The sequence below is a fragment of the Caulobacter sp. FV1ye6ST genome, assembly GCF_058681225.1.
On record NZ_CM178733.1, the window covers coordinates 4,497,673 to 4,518,418 of the forward strand.

25 protein-coding genes are annotated in these 20,746 nt (G+C 68.3%); 17 read left to right on the forward strand and 8 right to left on the reverse strand.

Going from position 1 to position 20,746, the window contains the following annotated elements; genetic code table 11:
• Window positions 1–13: 13 nt before the first annotated feature.
• On the reverse strand, window positions 14–520 hold the full coding sequence (locus ACW175_RS21390; RefSeq protein WP_492101945.1) for a type III secretion system chaperone family protein: 507 nt from the start codon (window positions 518–520) through the stop codon (window positions 14–16).
• Between the two features lie 132 nt (window positions 521–652).
• Window positions 653–922 (reverse strand): accessory factor UbiK family protein, encoded by a 270-nt coding sequence (locus ACW175_RS21395; RefSeq protein ID WP_492101946.1) that lies wholly within the window; start codon window positions 920–922, stop codon window positions 653–655.
• A 114-nt stretch (window positions 923–1,036) separates the two neighbouring features.
• Between ACW175_RS21395 and lgt the strand changes: the two genes are divergently transcribed.
• The 8 genes from lgt to ACW175_RS21435 all read left to right on the forward strand — a co-directional run bounded on the left by lgt (window position 1,037) and on the right by ACW175_RS21435 (window position 8,267).
• A complete protein-coding gene (lgt, locus tag ACW175_RS21400) occupies window positions 1,037–1,951 on the forward strand; it encodes a prolipoprotein diacylglyceryl transferase (protein WP_492101947.1) in 915 nt (304 codons plus the stop codon).
• On the forward strand, window positions 1,938–3,005 hold the full coding sequence (locus ACW175_RS21405; protein WP_492101948.1) for a class I SAM-dependent methyltransferase: 1,068 nt from the start codon (window positions 1,938–1,940) through the stop codon (window positions 3,003–3,005). Before lgt ends, ACW175_RS21405 begins: the two co-directional genes overlap by 14 nt.
• Window positions 3,002–3,790 carry a peptidoglycan editing factor PgeF gene (gene pgeF, locus ACW175_RS21410; protein ID WP_492101949.1) on the forward strand — a complete coding sequence of 263 codons (789 nt, stop codon included), beginning with the start codon at window positions 3,002–3,004 and terminating at the stop codon, window positions 3,788–3,790. The genes ACW175_RS21405 and pgeF overlap by 4 nt, the downstream gene beginning before the upstream one ends.
• A gap of 127 nt (window positions 3,791–3,917) precedes the next feature.
• Complete coding sequence (locus ACW175_RS21415; RefSeq protein WP_492101950.1) at window positions 3,918–4,856, forward strand: ribose-phosphate pyrophosphokinase; 939 nt, start codon at window positions 3,918–3,920, stop codon at window positions 4,854–4,856.
• A gap of 138 nt (window positions 4,857–4,994) precedes the next feature.
• Complete coding sequence (locus ACW175_RS21420) at window positions 4,995–6,053, forward strand: hypothetical protein (protein ID WP_492101951.1); 1,059 nt, start codon at window positions 4,995–4,997, stop codon at window positions 6,051–6,053.
• A 157-nt stretch (window positions 6,054–6,210) separates the two neighbouring features.
• Window positions 6,211–6,807, forward strand: a complete 597-nt coding sequence (locus tag ACW175_RS21425; RefSeq protein WP_099581476.1) for a 50S ribosomal protein L25/general stress protein Ctc — start codon at window positions 6,211–6,213, stop codon at window positions 6,805–6,807.
• 90 nt (window positions 6,808–6,897) lie between these two features.
• Entirely contained in the window at window positions 6,898–7,515 is a 618-nt protein-coding gene (gene pth / locus ACW175_RS21430; RefSeq protein ID WP_492101952.1) for an aminoacyl-tRNA hydrolase, read from the forward strand.
• Between the two features lie 2 nt (window positions 7,516–7,517).
• Entirely contained in the window at window positions 7,518–8,267 is a 750-nt protein-coding gene (locus ACW175_RS21435; RefSeq protein ID WP_492101953.1) for a tetratricopeptide repeat protein, read from the forward strand.
• On the opposite strand, the gene ACW175_RS21440 is transcribed toward ACW175_RS21435, so the two are convergent.
• Complete coding sequence (locus ACW175_RS21440; RefSeq protein WP_492101954.1) at window positions 8,264–9,094, reverse strand: pirin family protein; 831 nt, start codon at window positions 9,092–9,094, stop codon at window positions 8,264–8,266. The genes ACW175_RS21435 and ACW175_RS21440 overlap by 4 nt on opposite strands.
• A 119-nt stretch (window positions 9,095–9,213) precedes the next feature.
• Here ACW175_RS21440 and ychF point away from each other — a divergent pair, with 119 nt between their 5' ends.
• From ychF to ACW175_RS21465, 5 genes are all read left to right on the forward strand, one after another.
• On the forward strand, window positions 9,214–10,314 hold the full coding sequence (gene ychF / locus ACW175_RS21445; RefSeq protein ID WP_492101955.1) for a redox-regulated ATPase YchF: 1,101 nt from the start codon (window positions 9,214–9,216) through the stop codon (window positions 10,312–10,314).
• 66 nt (window positions 10,315–10,380) lie between these two features.
• Window positions 10,381–11,061, forward strand: a complete 681-nt coding sequence (locus ACW175_RS21450; RefSeq protein WP_492101956.1) for a dienelactone hydrolase family protein — start codon at window positions 10,381–10,383, stop codon at window positions 11,059–11,061.
• Between the two features lies 1 nt (window position 11,062).
• Window positions 11,063–11,743: a dienelactone hydrolase family protein gene (locus ACW175_RS21455; RefSeq protein WP_492101957.1), complete on the forward strand. Its 681-nt coding sequence runs from the start codon at window positions 11,063–11,065 to the stop codon at window positions 11,741–11,743.
• Between the two features lie 72 nt (window positions 11,744–11,815).
• Entirely contained in the window at window positions 11,816–12,583 is a 768-nt protein-coding gene (locus ACW175_RS21460; RefSeq protein ID WP_492101958.1) for a hypothetical protein, read from the forward strand.
• Window positions 12,583–13,053 (forward strand): GNAT family N-acetyltransferase, encoded by a 471-nt coding sequence (locus tag ACW175_RS21465; protein ID WP_492101959.1) that lies wholly within the window; start codon window positions 12,583–12,585, stop codon window positions 13,051–13,053. The genes ACW175_RS21460 and ACW175_RS21465 overlap by 1 nt, the downstream gene beginning before the upstream one ends.
• A 72-nt stretch (window positions 13,054–13,125) precedes the next feature.
• Here ACW175_RS21465 and ACW175_RS21470 read toward each other — a convergent pair whose 3' ends face one another.
• From ACW175_RS21470 to petA, 3 genes are read right to left on the reverse strand one after another with little or no spacing between them, the layout of a single operon-like run.
• The gene (locus ACW175_RS21470; RefSeq protein ID WP_492101960.1) at window positions 13,126–13,980 is read right to left on the reverse strand and encodes a cytochrome c1; all 855 of its coding nucleotides are present in this window, start codon (window positions 13,978–13,980) and stop codon (window positions 13,126–13,128) included.
• Window positions 13,981–13,985: 5 nt separating this feature from the next.
• Window positions 13,986–15,272: a cytochrome b gene (locus ACW175_RS21475; protein ID WP_492101961.1), complete on the reverse strand. Its 1,287-nt coding sequence runs from the start codon at window positions 15,270–15,272 to the stop codon at window positions 13,986–13,988.
• Window positions 15,273–15,277: 5 nt separating this feature from the next.
• The gene (gene petA / locus ACW175_RS21480) at window positions 15,278–15,829 is read right to left on the reverse strand and encodes a ubiquinol-cytochrome c reductase iron-sulfur subunit (RefSeq protein ID WP_492101962.1); all 552 of its coding nucleotides are present in this window, start codon (window positions 15,827–15,829) and stop codon (window positions 15,278–15,280) included.
• Between the two features lie 205 nt (window positions 15,830–16,034).
• On the opposite strand from petA, the gene ACW175_RS21485 reads away from it, so the two are divergent.
• Window positions 16,035–16,496, forward strand: coding sequence for a tRNA (cytidine(34)-2'-O)-methyltransferase (locus ACW175_RS21485; protein ID WP_099582412.1), 462 nt, complete (start codon window positions 16,035–16,037; stop codon window positions 16,494–16,496).
• On the opposite strand, the gene ACW175_RS21490 is transcribed toward ACW175_RS21485, so the two are convergent.
• Together ACW175_RS21490 and ACW175_RS21495 are read right to left on the reverse strand one after the other, a co-directional pair.
• Window positions 16,493–16,915, reverse strand: coding sequence for a hypothetical protein (locus tag ACW175_RS21490; protein ID WP_099581506.1), 423 nt, complete (start codon window positions 16,913–16,915; stop codon window positions 16,493–16,495). The two genes, ACW175_RS21485 and ACW175_RS21490, sit on opposite strands and share 4 nt — an antisense overlap.
• A 90-nt stretch (window positions 16,916–17,005) precedes the next feature.
• On the reverse strand, window positions 17,006–17,731 hold the full coding sequence (locus ACW175_RS21495) for a glycosyltransferase family 2 protein (protein WP_492101963.1): 726 nt from the start codon (window positions 17,729–17,731) through the stop codon (window positions 17,006–17,008).
• Window positions 17,732–17,787: 56 nt separating this feature from the next.
• On the opposite strand from ACW175_RS21495, the gene ACW175_RS21500 reads away from it, so the two are divergent.
• The 3 genes from ACW175_RS21500 to ACW175_RS21510 are packed head-to-tail and all read left to right on the forward strand — an operon-like array spanning window position 17,788 to window position 20,734.
• Window positions 17,788–19,476 carry an ArnT family glycosyltransferase gene (locus ACW175_RS21500; RefSeq protein ID WP_492101964.1) on the forward strand — a complete coding sequence of 563 codons (1,689 nt, stop codon included), beginning with the start codon at window positions 17,788–17,790 and terminating at the stop codon, window positions 19,474–19,476.
• Entirely contained in the window at window positions 19,473–20,372 is a 900-nt protein-coding gene (locus tag ACW175_RS21505) for a hydroxymethylglutaryl-CoA lyase (protein ID WP_492101965.1), read from the forward strand. Before ACW175_RS21500 ends, ACW175_RS21505 begins: the two co-directional genes overlap by 4 nt.
• A complete protein-coding gene (locus tag ACW175_RS21510) occupies window positions 20,369–20,734 on the forward strand; it encodes a hypothetical protein (RefSeq protein ID WP_492101966.1) in 366 nt (121 codons plus the stop codon). Before ACW175_RS21505 ends, ACW175_RS21510 begins: the two co-directional genes overlap by 4 nt.
• The last annotated feature ends 12 nt before the right edge of the window (window positions 20,735–20,746 follow it).

Genomic DNA, 20,746 nt, shown 5'->3' on the forward strand with positions numbered 1-20,746 from the left:
AGTCCAGCCTAAATCAAGCCTGGCCCACCGTCTCGAACATGCAGGCGGCCATGGCCTCGTCCGGGGTCTTGGCGCCCTGGAGCAGGAATTCGAAGGCCGGGAAGAAGCGATCGGCGGCTTCCACCGCCGCGTCGATCATCGAGGCGGCCTGGGCCATGGTCGGGCGCTCGCCGGCCGGCAGGGCCAGGGCGTGGCGGAACACGACCTCGCCGTCCTCGGTCCAAACCTCGAAGTGGCCAAGCCAGACGCGCTGATTGATCAGCGCCAGCAGCTCGTAGGCGTTGGCGCGCTTGGACTTCGGCGCGCGCATGTCCAGCGACAGGCACAGCTGCAGGCAGTCGGCTTCCGGACGCCAGGCGAACCACAGCTCGTAGTCCTTCCAGTCGCCCTTCAGCGCGAACGCCAGGTCGCCGTCTTCGGTGCGATCAAAGGTCAGGTTCTCGGCCGACAGCACGTGTTCGACCACCTCGAGGGGATCAAGCGCCATCAGGACGTCGTCGTCTTCCGGTTGGGTGTCCATGAAAAACCTACGTCCCCGCCGGCGACGGCGGGGGGAGCCCCCGCCATGAATCGCTTACGTGCCAGGGGACACTAATCTGCTTCGTGACGTTCGTCTCAACTCGCTTCACGCCGTGAGCGAGCGACGAGTCGCCTATTCGCCTGAACTCGCGGTTTTTCCAGCGGCGCTTTTAGCGGGGGCTTTCTTGGCCCCTTTAAGCGCCGCGACCTCTTCGCGAAGGGCGGCGACCTCGGCCTTGAGCGCCTCGAAATCATCGCGACGGATCAGGTCGAACTCGGCCGCCAGACGATCCGCCTGAGCCCGCATGGCGGTCTTGGCTTCCTCGCCAGCCGTCTGGGCGATGCCCATGGCCGCCTGGGTCAGCTTGGCGAATTCGTCGAGGAAGGGGTTCTGGCTGTGCATCGCGGTTCCGAGTGGCCCGAAGAGCGGGCGACAGCTCTTATATGGGAAACAAGGGATGAAAGCGAAGCCCGAAGGCGATAGGAGTGCGACGATCTGTCCCGCACGGAGCCGCTCGTGATCTTCCCGAACATCGACCCCATCGTGCACATCGGGCCCTGGGCCCTGCAGTGGGGTCCGCTGGCCCTGCGCTGGTACGCCCTGGCCTATGTGGCGGGCATCCTGCTGGGCTGGCGCTTCGCCGTCCGGATGACGCGGACCGAGCGCCTGTGGGGCGGCCGCACGCCGACCGCCACGCCATTGCAGATCGACGATCTGGTGCTTTGGATCACCCTGGGCATCATCCTGGGCGGGCGGCTGGGCTACATCCTGTTCTACATGCTGATGAACGAGGACCAGCGGATCTGGCTGTTCGCGCACCCGCTGGACCTGTTCAAGATCTGGGAGGGCGGCATGTCCTTCCACGGCGGCTTCCTGGGCGTCTGCGCGGCGATCGCGCTGTTCGCCCGCCAGCAGAAGATCGACATGCTGAAGCTGGGCGACCTGATCGCGCCGGTGGCGCCGATCGGCCTGTTCTTCGGCCGCGTCGCCAACTTCATCAACGGCGAGCTGTGGGGCCGGCCGACCGACGGGCCGTTCGGCATCATCTTCTGCAACGAGACCATCAAGGCCGCTCACCCGCAGCATATCTGTCCGGCCGGCTCCTATCCGCGCCATCCCAGCCAGCTCTATGAGGCGGGCCTCGAGGGCGTGGTGCTGTTCCTGATCCTGGCCTTCGCCGTCTATCGCCTGAAGTGGCTGCAGCGGCGCGGGGCGATCGTGGCGACCTTCCTGATCGCCTACGGCCTGTTCCGCCTGTCGCTGGAGAATGTGCGCAATCCGGATGTCGGCATGCCCGACTTCCCGTTCGGCCTGACCATGGGGATGATGCTGTCGACCCCGATGATCCTGGTCGGCGGCTGGCTGATGTGGAAGGCGCTGCGCGAGCCCGTTCAAGCCGGTCCAGGCGAAGGCGGGCATGAGCCTGCTTGATCGCCTGAAGGCGCGGATCGCCCAGGACGGGCCGATCGGCGTTCCCGAGTTCTTCACCCGCTGCCTGCACGACCCCCGCGACGGCTATTACGCCACGCGCCCCGATCTGGGGGCCGGCGGCGACTTCATCACCGCGCCGCTGGTCAGCCAGATGTTCGGCGAGCTGATCGGCCTGTGGGTGCTGGAGACCTGGACCCGCATGGGCCGGCCCGCGCCGTTCCGCCTGGTCGAGCTGGGTCCCGGCGACGGCACGCTGATGAGCGACCTGCTGCGGGCCGGCCGGCTGGATCCCGCTTTCCTGGCCGCCGCCGAGGTATGGCTGGTCGAGGTGTCGGCCCCCCTGCGCGCCAAACAGGCCGCCCGGCTGGGCGAAGGTCCGCGCTGGGTCGGTCGCCTGGACGAGGTCCCGGCCGGCGCGCCGATGATCCTGGTGGCCAACGAGCTGCTGGACTGCCTCCCCGCCCGCCAGTTCGTGCGCGCCAAGGACGGCTGGGCCGAGCGGGTGATCGGATTGGGCGAGGACGGTCAGCTGGCGTTCGGGCTCAGAAGCTTAGGCAAATCCCCCTTCCCCCTTGATGGAAGATTTCCCATCGGCGCGATCCTCGAATCCTCCCCCGCCCAGGCCGCCCTCGCCTCGGACATCGCCCACCGCCTCGCGGTCGACGGCGGCGCGGCGCTGCTGATCGACTACGGCCGCGACGTCCCGGAAGCCGGCGACACCCTGCAGGCCGTGCGCAACCACCAGAAGGTCGATCCGCTGACCACCGCGGGCTTGGCCGACCTCACCGTCTGGGCCGACTTCCCTTCGGTCGTCGCCGCCGCGCGGGAAACCGGCGCCAAGGCCGGACAGATCCTGAGCCAGCGAGAGTTCCTGCTGGCCCTGGGGATCGAGGCCCGCGCCCAGGCCTTGGCCAGCGCCCGCCCCGATCGCGCCGACCAGGTCGCAAGACAGCTTGATCGTCTGGTCGGAGAGGCGCAGATGGGCGCTCTGTTCAAGGTCGCGTGCCTGACCGCGCCCGACCTTTCGCCCCCCCTCTTCGAGGACGCGACATGACCAAGACGCCCGACCTGCCCACCGTCCAGTCGCCGCTGCTGGGCAGCCTGCCCGGGATCAAGCACGCTTTCTTCACGCGCCAGGGCGGGGTCTCGAAGGGGATCTACGACAGCCTGAACGTGGGGCGCGGCAGCAAGGACGAGCCGGCCGACGTCGAGGAGAACCGAGCCCGCATCGCGCGCTGGTTCGGCGGCGCGCCCGAGGATCTGAACGTCTGCTACCAGATTCACTCGACCATCGCGATCACGGCCGACGGCTCCTGGGGCGATGCGCGGCCGGAAGGCGACGCGGTGGTCTCGAAGACCCCCGGCGTCATCTGCGGCGCCATGGCGGCCGACTGCGCGCCGGTACTGCTGGCCGATCCCGAGGCCCGCATCGTGGCCGCCGCCCATGCCGGCTGGCGCGGGGCGCTGGACGGCGTCGTCCAGGCCGCCGTCGACCGCATGGTCAAGCTGGGCGCCCGGCCCGACCGCATCACCGGCGTCGTCGGCCCGTGCATCGGCCCCAAGTCCTACGAGGTCGGCCTGGAGTTCCTGCACCGGTTCGAGGCCGACTGCCCTGGCTCGGGCCGTTTTTTCACGCCGGGCGCCGCCGAGGACAAGCGCTTGTTCGACCTGCCGGCCTTCGTGCTGGACCGGCTGGAGACCGCCGGCGTCGAGCGTCGCGAATGGGTCGGGCGCGACACGCGGGCCGAGGAGGAGTGGTTCTTTTCCAACCGCCGCGCCTTCCTGAATAACGAAGGCGACTACGGCCGCCTGCTGTCGGCGATCAGCCTGGAAGCGTGAGGCGCCGGGGACACGCCGGCGAAGCTCCGCATACGGAAGCGGAAAAGTTCCGCCGTTAACACTTGTGCCTGGGGCGATCGCTGCTAGAAGGCCCCGCATCGGCCGCCCCCCACTCCGAGATATCTCCATGAAGCTGCTGTCCGGCAACTCCAACCGCCCGCTGTCCCAGGCGATCGCGGAATATCTCGACATGCCGCTGACCCGCGCCCAGGTGCGCCGGTTCGCCGACCTCGAAGTGTTCGTCACCATCGACGAGAACGTGCGGGGCGAGGACGTCTTCGTCATCCAGTCGACCAGCTATCCGGCCAACGACAACCTAATGGAGCTGCTGATCTGCATCGACGCCCTCAAGCGCGCGTCGGGCAAGCGGATCACCGCCGTGCTGCCCTATTTCGGCTATGCCCGCCAGGACCGTAAGACCGGCGGTCGCACGCCGATCTCGGCCAAGCTGGTCGCCAACCTGATCACCCGCTCGGGCGCCGACCGCGTCCTGACGATGGATCTGCACGCCGGCCAGATCCAGGGCTTCTTCGACATCCCGACCGACAACCTGCTGCCCTCGCGCCTGATGGCCGAGGATATCCGCCGCCACTACGCCATGGGCGACGACCTGATGGTCGTGTCGCCCGACGTCGGCGGCGTGGTGCGCGCCCGCGCCCTGGCCAAGCGCCTGGACGACGCGGACCTCGCCATCGTCGACAAGCGCCGCTCGGGCCCAGGCCAGTCGGAAGTCATGAACATCATCGGCGACGTCAAGGACCGCCGCTGCATCCTGTTCGACGACATCGCCGACTCGGCCGGCACCCTGTGCAACGCGGCCCAGGCCCTGATGAGCCATGGCGCCAAGTCGGTCAGCGCCTACATCACCCACGGCGTCCTGTCGGGCGCGGCGGCGGACCGCGTCGCCAACTCGGTCCTGACCGAGCTGGTCGTCACCGACTCGATCGAGGCCTCGGACCCGGCCAAGGCCTGCCCGAAGATCCGCTACGTCTCGTGCGCCCCGCTGATCGGCGAGGCCATCCGCCGCATCGCCAACGAAGAGTCGGTCTCGAAGCTGTTCGATTAAGCCTGGCGGGCGAGGGGCGAGCTTAAACTCGCCTCGCGCACGGCCACGCTTGTAAAAGTCTGGTTAACGGGGCGAAGTCACAATCTCGCCGACCCGGGCTGCTATGCGCGCCCCAAGACTTGATGGGGAATTCTCGAAATGCGTTCTTTTTCGCGTACGCGCGTCGTCCTGACGACGTCCGTCGTGGCGCTGGCCGCCTTGATGGCGGCCTGTAGCGCCCCCGCGCCGCCCGCGCCGCCGCCCGTCGTGCAGGCGCCGCCGCCGCCGCCGCCCATCACCCTGTCGTCCAGCATCGTCGAACGCGCCAGCGCCTTCCGCGGCTACATGGCCCGCGCCGGCGCGGTGTCCCCGACGTTCCAGAACGGCGAACAGATCCAGGCCTCGCTGAAGCTGGGCGCGGCCTACGAGCCCAAGTCATTCATGAACGGCGCGGTAGCCTACGCCGCCGTCCTGGCCCTGCAGGACCCCACCTTCGTCGCCTCGGTGCGTGAGGTCGCCGCCAACCCGACCCAGCGCCAGGAGATGATCAACAACATCTTCTCCAACCCGTCCTACGCGGCGGTGTTCAAGGGCGCCGACAGCGCCGCGGGCCTGATCATCGACACGATCGGCAATGACGGCCTGAAGGTCTACATGGCCGGCAAGGCCGTGAAGCAATCGGCCTACGACGTGCAGAAGTCGACCTGGTCGAAGAGCTCGGTCGTCGATCGCGACGGTCGCCTGGCCTCGGCCAAGAGCCTCTCGGCCAGCCCGGCCCTGGCCGAGAGCGCCGACGTGGCCGTGCTGCAGCAAGCCTCGACCGGTGGCCAGTCGCTGGGCCTGATCCCGCGCGCGGCCCCGGCCCCCTACCAGCCCGTGGTCATCCGCGGCCTGGCCGTGGCCGCCCTGGCCGCCCTGGGCGCGGCCGGCGACAACAACCTGGCCTCGATCGACGCGCTGAGCGGCGATTGGGCCACGGCCAACTGCCTGAACATGGCCAAGCTGAACCTCTATCAGTGCCTGGCCGTGTCCAAGCCGCACTACGAGGACATCTTCTGCCTGGGCCAGCACATCCTGATCGACACCGGCGCGTGCGTGATCAAGGCCTCTGGCGCGACCCTGCCGCCGGAACCGCCTCCGCCGCCCAAGGCCGAGCCGGTCAAGAAGACCGTGGCCAAGAAGGCTCCGGCCAAGAAGTCGGCCGCCAAGAAGAGCTGATCTTCCACGCCATTCCCTCCGAAAGGGCCGGGCGTTGCGTCGCCCGGCCCTTTTGTGTATGTAGCGCGACCCCAAAACGACGCTGGCGAGCGTGGCAATACAGCCATAGGCGCTAGGTCACAGAAGAGAGCATCCGGCTCTCTGGAAAGACATGACAATGTCCGAGATCATTCTGAACGTTGAAGTCCGTGAAGGCGCCGGCACCGGCGCGGCCCGCGCTGTCCGTCGCGAAGGCAAGGTCCCCGGCACCCTGTACGGCGGCGGCAAGGCCCCGGTGAGCATCGCCGTGAAGGTCAACGAATTCCGCAAGTCGCTGTACACCGGCAAGCTGCTGGGCCACCTGGTCACCCTGCAACACGGTGACGAGAAGCAATCGGTCATCGCCAAGGCCATCCAGTTCCACCCGGTCACCGACGAGCCGGTCCACTTCGACCTGTTCCGCGTCAGCGAGCACCAGCTGATCAAGATCGAAGTGCCGGTGCACTTCAAGAACCACGAAACCTCGGTCGGCCTGAAGAAGGGCGGCTCGCTGGAAGTGATCCGTCACACCGTCGAACTGGCCTGCCCGGCCGACAAGATCCCGGAAGAGCTGGTCATCGACCTGACCAACCACGACATCGGCGACACCATCCGCATCTCGGAAGTGAAGCTGCCGGAAGGCGTGAAGCCGGCCGTGGACCGCGACTTCGTGATCGCGACCCTGAAGGCTTCGTCGGCCGCCCAGTCGGACGCCGGCGACACCACCGAAGGCTAATCGCCTCTCGGTCATCCGACCGAATTGTTTTACGGAACGGGCGGGCCTTCGGGTCCGCCTGTTTTCGTTTGAAGTCTTGAGATCCAAGCGATGCTGATCCTCGCCGGCCTGGGCAATCCCGAGTCCAAGTACGAGAAGAACCGCCACAACGTCGGCTTCATGGCCGTCGACGCCCTGGCGCGGAAATGGGGGACCGCCCCGTGGCGCGCGCGCTTCCAGGGCCTGGCGTGCGAGGGGCAGGTCGGCACGCCCGACGGCCCGGTCAAGCTGCTGCTGCTCAAGCCCAAGACCTACTACAACGAGAGCGGTCGCGCCGTGGGCGAGGCCATGAAGTTCTTCAAGCTGGCGCCGTCCGACGTCATCGTCTTCCACGACGAGATCGACATGGCCCCCGGCCGCTTCCGCATGAAGGCCGGCGGCGGCGCGGCCGGCAATAACGGCATCCGCTCGGTGACCAGCCAGGTCGGCGACGCCTTCCGCCGGGGCCGCATCGGCGTGGGCCATCCCGGCCACAAGGACGCGGTCATGCACTATGTTCTGGGCGACTTCCACAAGGTCGAGCACCAGTGGCTGGACCCGATGCTGGACGCCATCGCCGACGCCCTGCCCTTCGCCGCCGCGGGCGACGACGAGCGCTATCAGGCCGAGGTCATGCGCCTGGCCCCCGCGCCCAAGGCCGATCCGCGCAAGCCCGCCAAGGACGACTGACGATGTTCTCGCTACCCCTGCCGTTGATCGGCCTGTCGCTCCTGATCGCCATCGCCCTGTGCGTCCACGTGGTCCGCACCGGCCAGCAGATGTACTGGCTGTGGATCATCCTGGCCTTCCAGCCGATCGGCGGGCTCGTCTACTTCGTCGCCATCATCGCTCCGGCCTGGTTCGGCGGCCGCACCGCCCAGAAGATGGGCCAGGCGGCGCGCAAGGCCATCGATCCGCAACGCGAGTACCGCGACGCCGCCCGCGCCGTCGATGACGCCCCCACGGTCGCCAACCGCGTCCGCCTGGCCGTCGCCGCCACCGAGTTGGGCAAGCACGCCGAGGCCGAGCGGCTCTATGCCGACAGCCTGACCGGCCTGTACGCCGACGACCCGCAGCTGCTGCTGGGCCGCGCCAACGCCCTGATCGAGCTGAACCGCCCCAGCGAGGCCCTGCCGCTGCTGGAGAAGCTGGGCGAGACGCCGACCGGCGGCCGCACGGCCCACATCATGCTGGCGCTCGGCCGCGTTTATCACGCCCTGGGCCGCGAGGAGCAGGCCGAGACCGCGCTGCGCTGGGCCGCCGACAACTATCCGGGCTTCGAAGGCATCGCCCGCTACGCCGTCTTCCTGGCCGCCATGGGCCGCAAGGACGAGGCCCGCGCGCAGTTGGCCGAGATCGACAAGCGCCTCTCCAAGACCCACGCCCACTTCCGCAAGGAAGCCAAGAGCTGGCGAGACTTCGCGGCGGCGGCGGTGGGTTAGAACCGCCCGCGCTGGAAGTCGTCGAACGCCTGCACGATCTCCTCGCGGGAGTTCATCACGAACGGGCCGTGCCAGAAGACCGGCTCCTCGATCGGGCGGCCGGCCAGCAGCAGCACCCGCGCGTCGGTGACGGCCTCGACCCGCACCGTGTCGCCGCGGCCCAGGAAGACGCCCGACAGCGCGTCGACCGTGTCGTGGACGACGCGGACCTGACCCTCATAGACCGCCAGCATGGTGTTGCGATCGTCGCCCACGGGCTCTTCGAACACGGTCCCGGCCGGCAGCACGACGTCGAAATAGAGCGCGTCGACCGCGCCGCCGCCGATCGGGCCGGCCGTGCCGGAGTCGGTGACGCCCGAGATCACCTTGACGGTGACGCCGCGATCGCGGGCCTCGACCGGGATCGCGTCGCTCTCGAACTCGCTATAGCCGGGCGCGCTCATCTTCAGCCTGGCGGGCAGGTTCACCCACAGCTGGAAGCCGCGCATCCGGCCTTCGGCCTGTTCGGGCATCTCGGAGTGGACGATGCCCTTGCCGGCCCGCATCCATTGGATGCCGCCCGGCCCGATCACGCCCTCGCGGCCGGTGTTGTCCTTATGCCGCATCCGGCCTTCCAGCATGTAGGTCACGGTCTCGAAGCCGCGATGCGGATGGTCGGGGAAGCCGCCCATGTAGTCGGACGCCTGGTCGTTGTCGAAACAGTCCAGCATCAGGAACGGGTCGAACATCTGGGCCTCGGGCGTGCCCAGCATCCGGGTCAGCCGCACGCCGTCGCCATCCGAGGCGGGCATGCCCTTCACGATCTTCAGGACGGGACGAACGCTCATGGGAAGCTCCTTTGCGCCTTTGATATCTGATCTGGTTGCAGTTCGCGCAAGAGGGGTCCGGTTCGCCTTTCCCGACCATCCGTGCTAATCGCCCGCCCAACGAAATCCACGAGAGTTCCATGGCCCTTAAAGTCGCCATCGTCGGCCTGCCCAACGTCGGCAAGTCCACCCTGTTCAACGCCCTGACCCAGACGGCGTCGGCCCAGGCCGCCAACTATCCGTTCTGCACGATCGAGCCCAACACCGGCGAAGTCGCCGTGCCCGAGCCGCGCCTGGACGCCCTGGCCAAGGTGGCGGGCTCCAAGGAGATCATTCCGGCCCGGATCACCTTCGTCGACATCGCCGGCCTGGTGCGCGGCGCGAGCAAGGGCGAAGGCCTGGGCAACCAGTTCCTGGCCAATATCCGCGACTGCGACGCCGTGGCCTTCGTGGCCCGCTGCTTCGAGGACGGCGACATCGTCCACGTGGAAGGCCGCATCGACCCGATCAGCGATCTCGAGATCATCGAGATGGAGCTGATGCTGGCCGACCTGGAAAGCCTGGAAAAGCGCGTTCCCGCCCTGGAGAAGCGCGCCAAGGTCGGCGCCGACAAGGAAAGCGCCAACACCCTGCGCCTGGCCAATATCGCCCTGGCCCTGCTGCGCGAGGGCCGCCCCGCCCGCGCCGCCAAGATCGACGCCGACGACGAGAAGGCCTGGCACATGCTGCAGCTGCTGACCTCGCTGCCGGCCCTCTATGTCTGCAATGTCGACGAAGGCTCGGCCGACAAGGGCAACAAGTACAGCGATCTGGTCGCCGAACGCGCCGCCAAGGACAACGCCAAGGCCGTGGTCATCTCAGCCCAGATCGAGAGCGAGATCGCCCTGCTGGACGCGGCGGAACGCGCCGAGTTCCTGGAAACCCTGGGCTTGGAAGAGCCGGGCCTGAACCGCCTGATCCGCGAGGCCTACACCCTGCTGGACCTGCAGACCTATTTCACGGTCGGCCCCAAGGAAGCCCGCGCCTGGACCATCCATGTCGGCGACACCGGCCCGCAGGCGGCCGGCGTCATCCACACCGACTTCGAGAAGGGCTACATCCGCGCCGAGACCATCGCCTTCGACGACTTCATCAAGCTGGGCGGCGAAAACGGCGCCAAGGAAGCCGGCAAGATGCGCGCTGAAGGCAAGGAGTACGTCGTCAAGGACGGCGACGTGATGCACTTCCGCTTCAACGTCTAAGCGTCCAGAACAAGCCAGCGGCCGGAGCGGAAACGCCCCGGCCGTTTCTCATTGGGGAGTACGCCTATGTCCGACACCGTCACCCTGACCTCCGCCGTCGACGGCTTCGCCTTCACCGCCCTGCACGCCCAGCCCGAGGGCCCGCGCAAGGGCGGCGTGGTGGTGATCCAGGAGATCTTCGGTCTCGACCAGTACGTCCAGGCCGACGTCGCGCGCTGGGCGGCCTTGGGGTTCGAGGTGCTGGCCCCGTCGATCTTCGATCGCGCCGAACCCGGCTTCGTGGCCGAGCATGACCCCAAGGGCTTCCAGACGGGCGTCAGTTACGTGCAGAAGGTCGGGATCGACGCCATGCTGTCGGACATCCAGGCCTGCATCGACGCGCTGGCGACGCGCGGCCCGGTGTTCGCGGTCGGTTACTGCCTGGGCGGTTCGCTGGTCTGGCTGGCGGCCGGCCGGCTGGAAGGGCTGGCGGCGGGCTCGGCCTACTATGGCAGCATGATCGCCGCCAATGTCGAGCTGGCCCTGAAGGCGCCGGTGATCGTGCACCTGGGCCGCAAGGACGCCCATATCGCCGCCGATGAGGTCAAGGCCAAGGTCGAGGCCGCTCATCCCGATGTTCCGGTCTACGTTTACGAGGCCAGCGGCCACGGCTTCAACAACGACGGCCGGCCCGACAGCGATCTCGCCGATGCGGAGCTTGCCCGCGCGCGGACGCTCGCGCTGTTCGCCGCCAACGGAGCCGCCTGAGATGGGCGAACGGATAGCCCTGGCCCGCAAGGACGACGGCGCGCCCTTCGCCGCCTATCACGCCCCGCCGCGGGAGGCCCGACGCGGCGGCATCGTCATGCTGCACGCGATCTGGGGCGTGACGCCGCATCTGCGCGGGCTGGCCGACAGCCTGGCCGAGCAGGGCTATGAGGTCATCGTCCCCAGCCTGATGGACGCGGCCGACGCCGACTTCCCCGTCGAGGACACCACGCCTACGATCCTCCACGCGCGCATGGCCATGGGCAAGGCGACCGGCTGGGGCGTCTCCACCCTGCCCCGCGTCCAGGCCTGTATCGACGCCCTGGACGGCCCCGTGTTCGCCATGGGCTTCTGCTATGGCGGCACGACGGCCTGGCTGGCGGCCTGCCGCTGCGAGCGGCTGACGGCGGTCTCGGCCTTCTACGGCGGCGACATCGTCGCCTATCGCGATGAGACGCCCAAGGTCCCGACCATCCTGCACTTCGGCAAGACCGACAGCCTGATCCCGCTGGCCGATGTCGACGCCATCCGCGACGCCCACCCAGACCTGCCGATCTATCTCTACGAGGCCGGCCACGCCTTCGTGGCGCCCAGCGGCCATCACCCCGACAGCGCCCGGCTTGCCTTGCTGCGGACTTCGCAGCTGTTCCATCGTTCGGGCGGGAGCAAGGGCGAGGCCTGAGGCCTGGTTCGGCGCTGTCACCGGAATGTCGAACCCATCGCGCCAGCGTCACGGCTGCGTTACGTTGACGCCATGCGTCTGCGCTTGACCGTCCTGACCTGTGTGCTCGCCCTGCCCCTCGCCGGCGCGGCGCGGGCTGGGGAGACGGCGTGCTGGTTCGAGAACGGGGCCGTCGTCGTTCCGGCGGCGATCGCCGACATGGCCGGCGACTATGTTCTCGACCTCTCCGCCCCGCGCACCCTGCTGCACGAGACCAAGGCCCAGATGGCGGGCGTCACGACGCCGGAACTCACCCTGTCGGTGGAGGTGGCGGGCCTCAAGGCGTCGGCCGTGTCGGTCAAGGTCGCCGACCTGGACGCCCGCGGCGCCGGCTTCGTCACACCGATCGCCGGGGTCATCGGCATGGACGTCTTGACCGGACACGGGGTGGAGATCGACTTCGCGCCCTGTCGGGTGCGCATCGACCAGCCGTGGAGCGCGGCCCGTCAGGTCGTGTTTCCGGTCGAGGTGATCGACGGCCTGCCGACCATCGTCGCGGCCGTCAGCGACGGCCCCACGGCCCTGCGCGGCGCCTTCGCCATCGACACCGCCTCCAAGGCCATGACCCGGCTCTCGACACGCGGGGCCGCCGCGACCGGTAAGCTCGACCCGAGCGCCCGCCACATCGCGCCGGCGCGGCTTCGAGCCTTGTCGATCGGCGGCGTGCTGGCCCAGAACGTCCCCGCCACCCTGGCCGACGACCTGCCGGAGGGTGTCGACGGGACCCTGGGCACGGCGCTTTGGGCTCGTCACCGTCTGCGCCTGTCGGCCGACGCCCGCACCCTGTCGGTCGCGCCCTGATGCTGATCGAAGCCAAGCCCGACGACTTCGCCGCCCTGCTTCGCGGCGAAGCGCCAGCCCCCTATCGCCTGGCCGACAGCCCGGTGGCCCCGCCCGAGGTGCTGGACATGCTGGCGCGGCTGGCCGACCAGATTCGCGCGTCGTTCAGCCCCAGCGCCTGGATGATGGTGGAAGACGGCGAGGTCGTGGGCCTGATCTCGTCCGTCCAGCCGCTGGACGCGGCCGACCGATCCTTGCTGATCGGCTATGGGGTCGCCCCCACCCGCTGGGGCCGAGGCGTCGCCACCCGCGCCGTCGCCGACCTGGCGGCCTGGGCGCGAAGGGATGACCGCCTGCTGGCGCTCGCGGCCGAGACCTCGGTCGACAATCCGGCCTCGCAGGCTGTGTTGGCCCGCAACGGCTTCCAGGCCGTGGGTGAGCGCGAGGACAGCGAGGACGGGCCGCTGATCGTGTGGCGGCTGGACCTGTAGCCACAAAGAAGAAGGGCCCGGTGTTTCCACCGGGCCCTTCGAACTTCAGTCCTTGTAGCGCTCTGAGCCCGCTTAGTGCGACTCGTTGCGCCACACGGTCTTGTAGCTGGCGTACAGCAGACCCGAGAGCAGGACGAGGTAGATCAGAACGGCGAAGCCGGTCTGCTTGCGCTCTTCCAGCTTGGGCTCGGCGGCCCACATCAGGAACGCCGAAACGTCCTTGGCCTGCTGGTCCAGGGTGGACTTGGTGCCGTCATCGAACGTCACCAGGCCAGCCTTCAGCGGCGGGGCCATGGCGATGAAGCCGCCCGGCGGGATGTGCTCGTGGCTGCCCGACCAGGCCGAGGTCAGATCGCCGGGGAAGTAGGGGTTGTAGTGACCACCGGTCGGAACCTTGAGCCCCTTCGGCGGATCCACGTAGCCGGTCACGATCGAATAGATGTGGGCCGGACCCTCTTCACGGGCCTTGGCCAGCAGCGACATGTCCGGCGGCAGGGCGCCGCCGTTCGAGGCGCGGGCCGCGGCTTCGTTGGCGAACGGGCCCGGGAAGTGGTCCGCGCTGGTGGCCGGACGCTTGATGACGTCGCCGGTCTCACCATCGATATCCGGAACCTCGTAGTCCTTGGCGATCGCCTTGACCCACGGGTTGTCGTTCGAGTTCGGGTACTTCTCGCTATAGAACGGGCCGCCCTTGTCGCCGAGGTTGCGGAACGCGACCAGCTTCATCGAGTGGCAGGCCGAGCAGACCTCGCGATAGACCTTGTAGCCGCGCTGCAGCTGGGCCTGGTCGAACTTGCCGAACGGGCCTTCGAACGACCAGTGGACTTCCTTGGCCTTCAGCGCGCCGCCGTTGGCGAGCGCCGGACCGGCGACGCCGACCGTCAGGAGACCGACCGCCGCCGCGAGAACCGAGAGTTTGCGGAGCATCGGGATCAACCCTTATGAGCGTCGGCCGAGAGGGCCGGCGAAGCGATCGAGTCCGGAACCGGCAGGGTCTTTTCGACCAGACCCAGGACCGGGAGCACGACCAGGAAGAAAGCGAAGTAGTAGAGCGACGCGACGCGGCTGAGCCACACGAAGCTGTTCATGTCCGAGCCCATCAGCTGGAACGTGGTCAGGTGCGGGATCACCGGATCGTCGGGCAGCTTGGCGCCGCAGAAGCCCAGGATGACACAGGCCACCAGGAAGAACAGGAAGTAGATCTTCGCGGTCGGACGATAGCGCATCGAGCGCACCTTCGACGTGTCCAGCCAAGGCAGGGCGAACAGGCAGGCGATGGCGCCGAACATGGCCAACACGCCCATCAGCTTGTCCGGCACGGCGCGCAGGATCGCGTAGAACGGCAGGAAGTACCATTCCGGGACGATGTGCGACGGCGTCACCAGCGGGTTGGCCTCGACATAGTTGTCGGCGTGGCCCAGGGCGTTCGGCATGTAGAAGACGAAGAAGGCGAAGAGGATCAGGAAGACGCTCATCGCGAAGCCGTCCTTCACCGTGGCGTACGGCGTGAAGGCGACGGTGTCGGCCTTCGACTTCGGGTCGACGCCGGTCGGGTTGTTCTGGCCGACCACGTGCAGGGCCCAGACGTGCAGGATCACGACGCCCGCGATCATGAAGGGCAGCAGGTAGTGCAGCGAGAAGAAGCGGTTCAGGGTCGGGTTGTCGACCGCGAAGCCGCCCCACAGCCAGGTGGTGATGCTCTCGCCGACCAGCGGCAGGGCGCCGAACAGGTTGGTGATCACGACGGCGCCGTGGAACGACATCTGGCCCCAGGGCAGGACGTAGCCCATGAAGGCGGTCGCCATCATCAGCAGGTAGATCACGCAGCCCAGCAGCCACAGCACTTCGCGGGGCGCCTTGTAGGAGCCGTAGTAGAGGCCGCGCAGCATGTGGATGTAGACGGCGATGAAGAACATCGACGCGCCGTTGGCGTGCATATAGCGGATCAGCCAGCCGTAGTTCACGTCGCGCATGATGTGCTCGACGGACGCGAAGGCGCCTTGGGCGCTCGGCGTGTAGTGCATCACCAGGATGATGCCGGTGATCAACTGCGAGGCCAGGCACAGCGACAGGATGCCGCCGAAGGTCCACCAGTAGTTCAGGTTCCGCGGCGTGGGATAGTCGACGAACGAGTCATAGCCCAGGCGGATGATCGGCAGACGAGCGTCGAGCCAACGCTCGATGCCGGTCTTCGGTTGATAGGTCGAATGTCCGCTCATCTCGCTTAACCGATCTTGACCTTGGTGTCGGTGAGGAAGGCGTATTCCGGAACCACCAGGTTCAGGGGCGCGGGGCCCTTACGGATACGACCCGAGGTGTCATAGACCGAGCCGTGGCAGGGGCAGAACCAGCCGCCGTATTCGCCACCGCCGAAGGTCGGCACGCAGCCCAGGTGGGTGCAGTTGCCGCCGACGATCAGCCATTCGGCCTTGCCCGGCTTGACGCGCGAGGCGTCCGTGGCCGGATCCTTCATCGGCGCGTGGTCGTCAGCGACGGCCTTGGCGATCTCGGCCTTGGTGCGATTGCGCACGAAGAGCGGCTTGCCGCGCCACTTGATGACGACCTGCTGGCCCTCGGCGACCTTGGTCACGTCGAACTCGGTCGAGGCCAGGGCCCGCGTATCGGCGGACGGGTTCATCTGGTCGATGAACGGCCACACCAGGGTCGCTGCGCCGCCGGCGGCGGCCGCGATCGCGGCGATGTGAATGAAGTCGCGCCGGGAGGGATCGCTCCCGTGTTCCGGCTCGGTCGTTGCGCCCACGGCGGTGTCGGCCACCTACGTCACCCTCTAATTCCGCCGGTCCGCGAAAAGCGGTCCGACTTGGAGAAGCGCTTTGCAGCGCCATATCTTGCTCGACCCGCAAGCGGATCTCCGCCACAAGGCAGCGGTCGGATCGTCGTATCGGACGCGCGGACCGAGTCCGCAAGCCCTTTCGATTCCCGGCAAAGCCCCTGCTGCCCTTGTGGTTGGTTCGCTTATTATGCGTATCGCACTTTTTCAACCAGGCATTCCCCAAAACGTCGGCGCGGCCATCCGGCTGTCGGCCTGTTTCGGGGTGGGTCTGGACGTGATCGAGCCCTGTAGTTTTCCCTTGGATGACAAGAGCTTGAAGCGCGCGGCCCTGGATTATGGGCCGCTGACCCAGCTGATGCGCCACGACAGCTGGGAAGCTTTCCTTAAGGCGCCGGAGCGCGTTGACGGGCGCCTGCTGCTCTTCACGACCAAGGGCGCCACGCCCTTCCACAGGTTTTCGTTCGAGCCCGGCGACACCCTGCTGTTCGGCAACGAGAGTCGCGGCGCGCCGGAAGAGGTTCACGCCGCGGCGGAAGGCCGCATCGTCATCCCGATCCGCGCCGAGACGCGTTCGATGAACCTGGCGACCACGGCCGCGATGGCCCTGGGCGAGGCGCTACGGCAGACGGGCGGGTTTCCGGGGAGCTAGTGATCCCCGAAGTCGACGTCCCGCCGCGCGGCGACGATGGTCACGATGAAGCCGGCCAGGACGTCCAGCAGCACCATCAGGGTGATCAGGAAGAAGGTCGAGGTCGCGAAGGCCGGGGCGAGCAGGAACTCGACCAGGCACAGGATGAACAGCACCATCGACAGCGAGTGGTTGATGATCGCGATCTTGCGGCTGGTGGTCGATTTCAGCAGCTCGACGAACAGCACCACCAGCGAGGCGGCCAGCAGCAGGTCGCCCAGGCTGACGCCCCATTCGGCGCGCGAGGTCATGTGGATGGTGAACAGCCGGTCGGTCATGCGGACACTGGCGTCCACGGCCTTGAAGCCGCCCGTCAGGGTCAGGGCGATCAGATTGTAGATGATGACCGGCAAGGCCAGCAGCGGAACCGCAGCGAACATGAACTTCCCCCTACGGCGGATGCAAGCCGCCGTCTTGGTTAAGGCGTAGCCGGAATTTAGCCAGCGGTGAAGCGGCCTCGCCCGAGACGCTTAAGCTTCGTCCACGCCCTGGGGATTTCGAGCCCGCGACTGCAGCCACATCACGCCCAGCAGATCGGACACCGAGGCCTTCAGCCGGCCGAAGTTCGTGTACTTCGACACGCCGGTCTCGCGGTGACGGTGATTGACCGGCTGAAAGCTCACCTCATAGCCCTCGCGCAGCATCAGCGCCGGGATGTAGCGGTGGATGTGATCGAAGTACGGCAGGCGCAGGAAGGCCTCCCGACGGAAGGCCTTCAGCCCGCAGCCGGTGTCGTTGGCGGTGTCTTTCAGGAGACGCTTGCGCACCCCGTTGCCGAGCTTGGAGGCGAAGCGCTTGGCGTTGCTGTCCTGGCGCTTGACCCGCTCGCCGCCGACCAGGGCGAGGGTCGAGGGGCCGGCTTGCAGGGCCTTGGCCAGGCGCGGGGCGTCCGCCGGATCGTTCTGGCCGTCGCCGTCCAGGGTGACGATGATCGGACCGCGCGCGGCCAGGATGCCGGTGCGCACGGCGCGGCTCTGGCCGGAATTCTTCTTATGGCCCAGCACGCGTAGCCGCGGAATTTCGGCCTTCAGCGCGACCAGCCGGGCCTTGGTGTCGTCGCGGCTGGCGTCGTCGACGAAAATCATCTCGTAGTTTTCGCCCGCGAAAGCGGTCGCGATCTCGCGCGCGAGTTTTGGCGCGGCCTCGCCCTCGTCGAAGACGGGAACGACGACGGAAAAATCGGGGGTGGCGTTCATCGGCTTCTAATAGCGGAAAAATTTCCACACGAAAGGATCGTGCTAAACGTGGCCGCATGACGCTTGAATCTCGCTTGGATGACTGGAGCCGCAGTTGGCGCGGCCCGCTGTTCGCCGCGCTCGTCGCCCTGATGGCCGGCCTGCCCGGTCTGTTCGCCATGCCGCCGCTGGACCGGGACGAGTCCCGCTTCGCCCAGGCCACGTCCCAGATGCTGGAGACGGGCGACTACGTGGTCATCAAGTTCCAGGACCAGCCGCGCTTCAAGAAGCCGGTCGGCATCCACTGGCTGCAGGCGCTGAGCGTCAAGGCGTTCTCCGACGCAGAGGACCGCCGGATCTGGGCCTATCGGATCCCGTCCCTGCTGGGCGCGATGCTGGCGGCGGCCGCCTGCGCCTGGGGCGCGGCGGCGCTGTTCGATCCTCGGACGGGCCTGCTGGCCGGTTCGATCCTGGGCGCCACCTTCCTGCTGTCGTCCGAGGCCTTCATCGCCAAGACCGACGCGGCCCTGTGCGGAACCACGACCCTGGCCATGGCCGCCCTGGCCCGCGTCTATGCCGGCCACCTGACGGGCGAGAAGGCGGGGAAGCTGACCAAGCTGTTGTTCTGGCTGGGCCTGTCCGTCGCCGCCCTGATCAAGGGCCCCGTCGGCCTGCTGGTGGCGGTCTTCGCCCTGATCTGCCTGGCGATCTGGGACCGCAAGGCGGCCTGGATGAAGGACCTGGGCTGGACCTGGGGCCTGATCCTGTTCGCGGCCATATGCCTGCCCTGGGCGATGATGATCACCGTGGCCACCGACGGGGCCTTCTGGGGCGCGGCCGTGGGCGGGGATCTGGCGCCCAAGCTGGCCGGCGGCCAGGAGGGCCACGCCGGCCCGTTCGGCTATCACGCCTTGCTGGCCCCGCTGCTGTCGTTCCCGGCCACGCTGCTGCTGCCAGCTGGCCTGGTCGTCGGCTGGACCCGGCGCAACGAGCCAGGCGTGCGCTTCGCCGTCTGCTGGCTGGTCCCGACCTGGCTGATGTTCGAGATCCTGCCGACCAAGCTGGTCCACTACGAACTGCCGGCCTATGGCGCCCTGGCCATGCTGATGGCCGCCGCCGTGCGCGAGCCGCTGGGCAAGCTCGTCCGCTGGCTTGGCGGCGGGCTGTCGGTGCTGATGGGCGCCGTGCTGGCCGCGGTCGCCGTCTACGGCCAGACCCAGTTCGGCGATGGCGGCGATCTGGCCTGGACCGTCGTGGCCGCCAGCCTCGCCCTCGCCGCCGGGATCGCCGGCGCGGTTCTGCTCCTGCGCCGCCACTCGGCCCGCGCCCTGGTCACGGCCGGGGTGCTGGGCGTCGGCGCGCACATCGCCCTGACCGCCGGCCTGATCCCGCATCTGCAGCCGCTGTTCCTGTCCCAGGACGTCGCCGACGCCCTGGACCGCACGCGGCTGTCGCCCCGCTCCGGCGCGGCCGGCCCCGTGGCCGTCACGGGCTATGCCGAGCCCAGCCTGATCTTCCAGCTGGGCACGGCCACCGAACTGACCGACGGCGAGGGCGCGGCCCAGGCGGTCATCGAAGGCCGCCCCGCCGTGGTCGAGGGGCGCGAGGAGAAGCCCTTCCGCGACACCCTGGCCGCCCTAGGCCTGACCCCGCATCCCGTCGCGACGGTCGAGGGTCTGAACTATTCCGACGGCGACCAGGAACGCCTGACCGTCTACCGGGGCGAACCCCAGGCCGCCGCCCCTGAAGAGGAGGGTCAACCGTGAGCCGCTTCATCCAGATCGTCGAGGTCGGGCCGCGCGACGGCCTGCAGAACGAGAAGCTGTCGCTGTCGGTCGACGAGAAGCTGGACCTGATCCGCAAGCTGGAGGCCGCCGGCGCCAGGCGCACCGAGGTGGTGTCGTTCGTGAACCCCAACCGCGTGCCGCAGATGGCGGGCGCGGAAGAGATCATGGCCGCCCTGCCCGCGGATCTCGTTCATTCGCGCATCGGCCTGGTGCTGAACATGCGCGGCTGGGAGCGTTGCGTCGCCGCCCAGTGCGACGAGGCCAATGTCGTGGTCTGCGCCTCGGACGGCTTCGGCCTGGCCAACCAGGGCGCGACGGTCAGCCAGCAGCTCGACGCCTTGGCCGCCATCGCCGAGCGCCAGGCGGTGGAGGGCGGCCCGCCGATCACCGCGACGATCTCCGTCGCCTTTGGCTGTCCGTTCGACGGCGAGGTCTCCGAGGACCAGGTGATGGCCATCGTCCGCGAGGCCGCCGCCCTGGGCGTGCGCGAGATCGCCATCGCCGACACCATCGGCGTCGCCGATCCCTGGACCGTCCGCAAGCGGATCGAGGCCGCCCGCGCCGCCGCGCCGGACACGCGCCTGCGCATGCACTTCCACGACACCCGCAACACGGGCCTGGCCAACGCCTATGCCAGCGTCGAGGCTGGAGTCGACGTGCTGGACGCCTCGGTCGGCGGCCTGGGCGGCTGTCCGTTCGCGCCAAACGCCACCGGCAATATCGGCACCGAGGATCTGGTCTACATGCTGGAACGCGCCGGCTTCGAGACGGGTTACGATCTGGCGGCCCTGATCGAGATCGGCCGCGAGATCAGCGCCAAGCTGGGCAAGGTCCCCGCCTCGTCCCTGGCCCGCGCCGGAGGCTTTCCCGCATGATCCGCTTCGCCGCCCTGCTGACCCTAGGCCTGGCCGCCTGCGCCGCCGCGCCCGTCGACAGCGGCGTCACCGCCCGCTGCGACGTGACGATCAAGTTCGGCAGCTATGGTATGGGGATCGACCAGCCGCTGGCCGCGACGGTCGCCGACATGGTCAAGACCGACCCCGACATCGCCCGCTCGGAGCGCAAGCCCTGGGGCCGCGAAGGCGAGTTCGACCAATGCCTCACGGTGAAGCCGGGACGTAACGTCAAGGCGATCTACGAGCGGTATCGCGCGCTGCTGCCGGCCAAGAACCCGAAGGCCCCGACCTCGATCGAGGGGCCGGATGGGGTAAGGTTCGAGACGATAGGGCCGATGTGACCGCGAAGAGCG

Coding starts and splice junctions, on each gene's coding strand:
- ACW175_RS21390 (WP_492101945.1), bottom strand. CDS start 520: ATGGACACCCAACCGGAAGACGACGACGTCCTGATGGCGCTTGATCCC.
- ACW175_RS21395 (WP_492101946.1), bottom strand. CDS start 922: ATGCACAGCCAGAACCCCTTCCTCGACGAATTCGCCAAGCTGACCCAG.
- ACW175_RS21405 (WP_492101948.1), top strand. CDS start 1,938: ATGAGCCTGCTTGATCGCCTGAAGGCGCGGATCGCCCAGGACGGGCCG.
- pgeF (WP_492101949.1), top strand. CDS start 3,002: ATGACCAAGACGCCCGACCTGCCCACCGTCCAGTCGCCGCTGCTGGGC.
- ACW175_RS21415 (WP_492101950.1), top strand. CDS start 3,918: ATGAAGCTGCTGTCCGGCAACTCCAACCGCCCGCTGTCCCAGGCGATC.
- ACW175_RS21420 (WP_492101951.1), top strand. CDS start 4,995: ATGCGTTCTTTTTCGCGTACGCGCGTCGTCCTGACGACGTCCGTCGTG.
- ACW175_RS21425 (WP_099581476.1), top strand. CDS start 6,211: ATGTCCGAGATCATTCTGAACGTTGAAGTCCGTGAAGGCGCCGGCACC.
- pth (WP_492101952.1), top strand. CDS start 6,898: ATGCTGATCCTCGCCGGCCTGGGCAATCCCGAGTCCAAGTACGAGAAG.
- ACW175_RS21435 (WP_492101953.1), top strand. CDS start 7,518: ATGTTCTCGCTACCCCTGCCGTTGATCGGCCTGTCGCTCCTGATCGCC.
- ACW175_RS21440 (WP_492101954.1), bottom strand. CDS start 9,094: ATGAGCGTTCGTCCCGTCCTGAAGATCGTGAAGGGCATGCCCGCCTCG.
- ychF (WP_492101955.1), top strand. CDS start 9,214: ATGGCCCTTAAAGTCGCCATCGTCGGCCTGCCCAACGTCGGCAAGTCC.
- ACW175_RS21450 (WP_492101956.1), top strand. CDS start 10,381: ATGTCCGACACCGTCACCCTGACCTCCGCCGTCGACGGCTTCGCCTTC.
- ACW175_RS21455 (WP_492101957.1), top strand. CDS start 11,063: ATGGGCGAACGGATAGCCCTGGCCCGCAAGGACGACGGCGCGCCCTTC.
- ACW175_RS21460 (WP_492101958.1), top strand. CDS start 11,816: ATGCGTCTGCGCTTGACCGTCCTGACCTGTGTGCTCGCCCTGCCCCTC.
- ACW175_RS21465 (WP_492101959.1), top strand. CDS start 12,583: ATGCTGATCGAAGCCAAGCCCGACGACTTCGCCGCCCTGCTTCGCGGC.
- ACW175_RS21470 (WP_492101960.1), bottom strand. CDS start 13,980: ATGCTCCGCAAACTCTCGGTTCTCGCGGCGGCGGTCGGTCTCCTGACG.
- ACW175_RS21475 (WP_492101961.1), bottom strand. CDS start 15,272: ATGAGCGGACATTCGACCTATCAACCGAAGACCGGCATCGAGCGTTGG.
- ACW175_RS21485 (WP_099582412.1), top strand. CDS start 16,035: ATGCGTATCGCACTTTTTCAACCAGGCATTCCCCAAAACGTCGGCGCG.
- ACW175_RS21490 (WP_099581506.1), bottom strand. CDS start 16,915: ATGTTCGCTGCGGTTCCGCTGCTGGCCTTGCCGGTCATCATCTACAAT.
- ACW175_RS21495 (WP_492101963.1), bottom strand. CDS start 17,731: ATGAACGCCACCCCCGATTTTTCCGTCGTCGTTCCCGTCTTCGACGAG.
- ACW175_RS21500 (WP_492101964.1), top strand. CDS start 17,788: ATGACGCTTGAATCTCGCTTGGATGACTGGAGCCGCAGTTGGCGCGGC.
- ACW175_RS21510 (WP_492101966.1), top strand. CDS start 20,369: ATGATCCGCTTCGCCGCCCTGCTGACCCTAGGCCTGGCCGCCTGCGCC.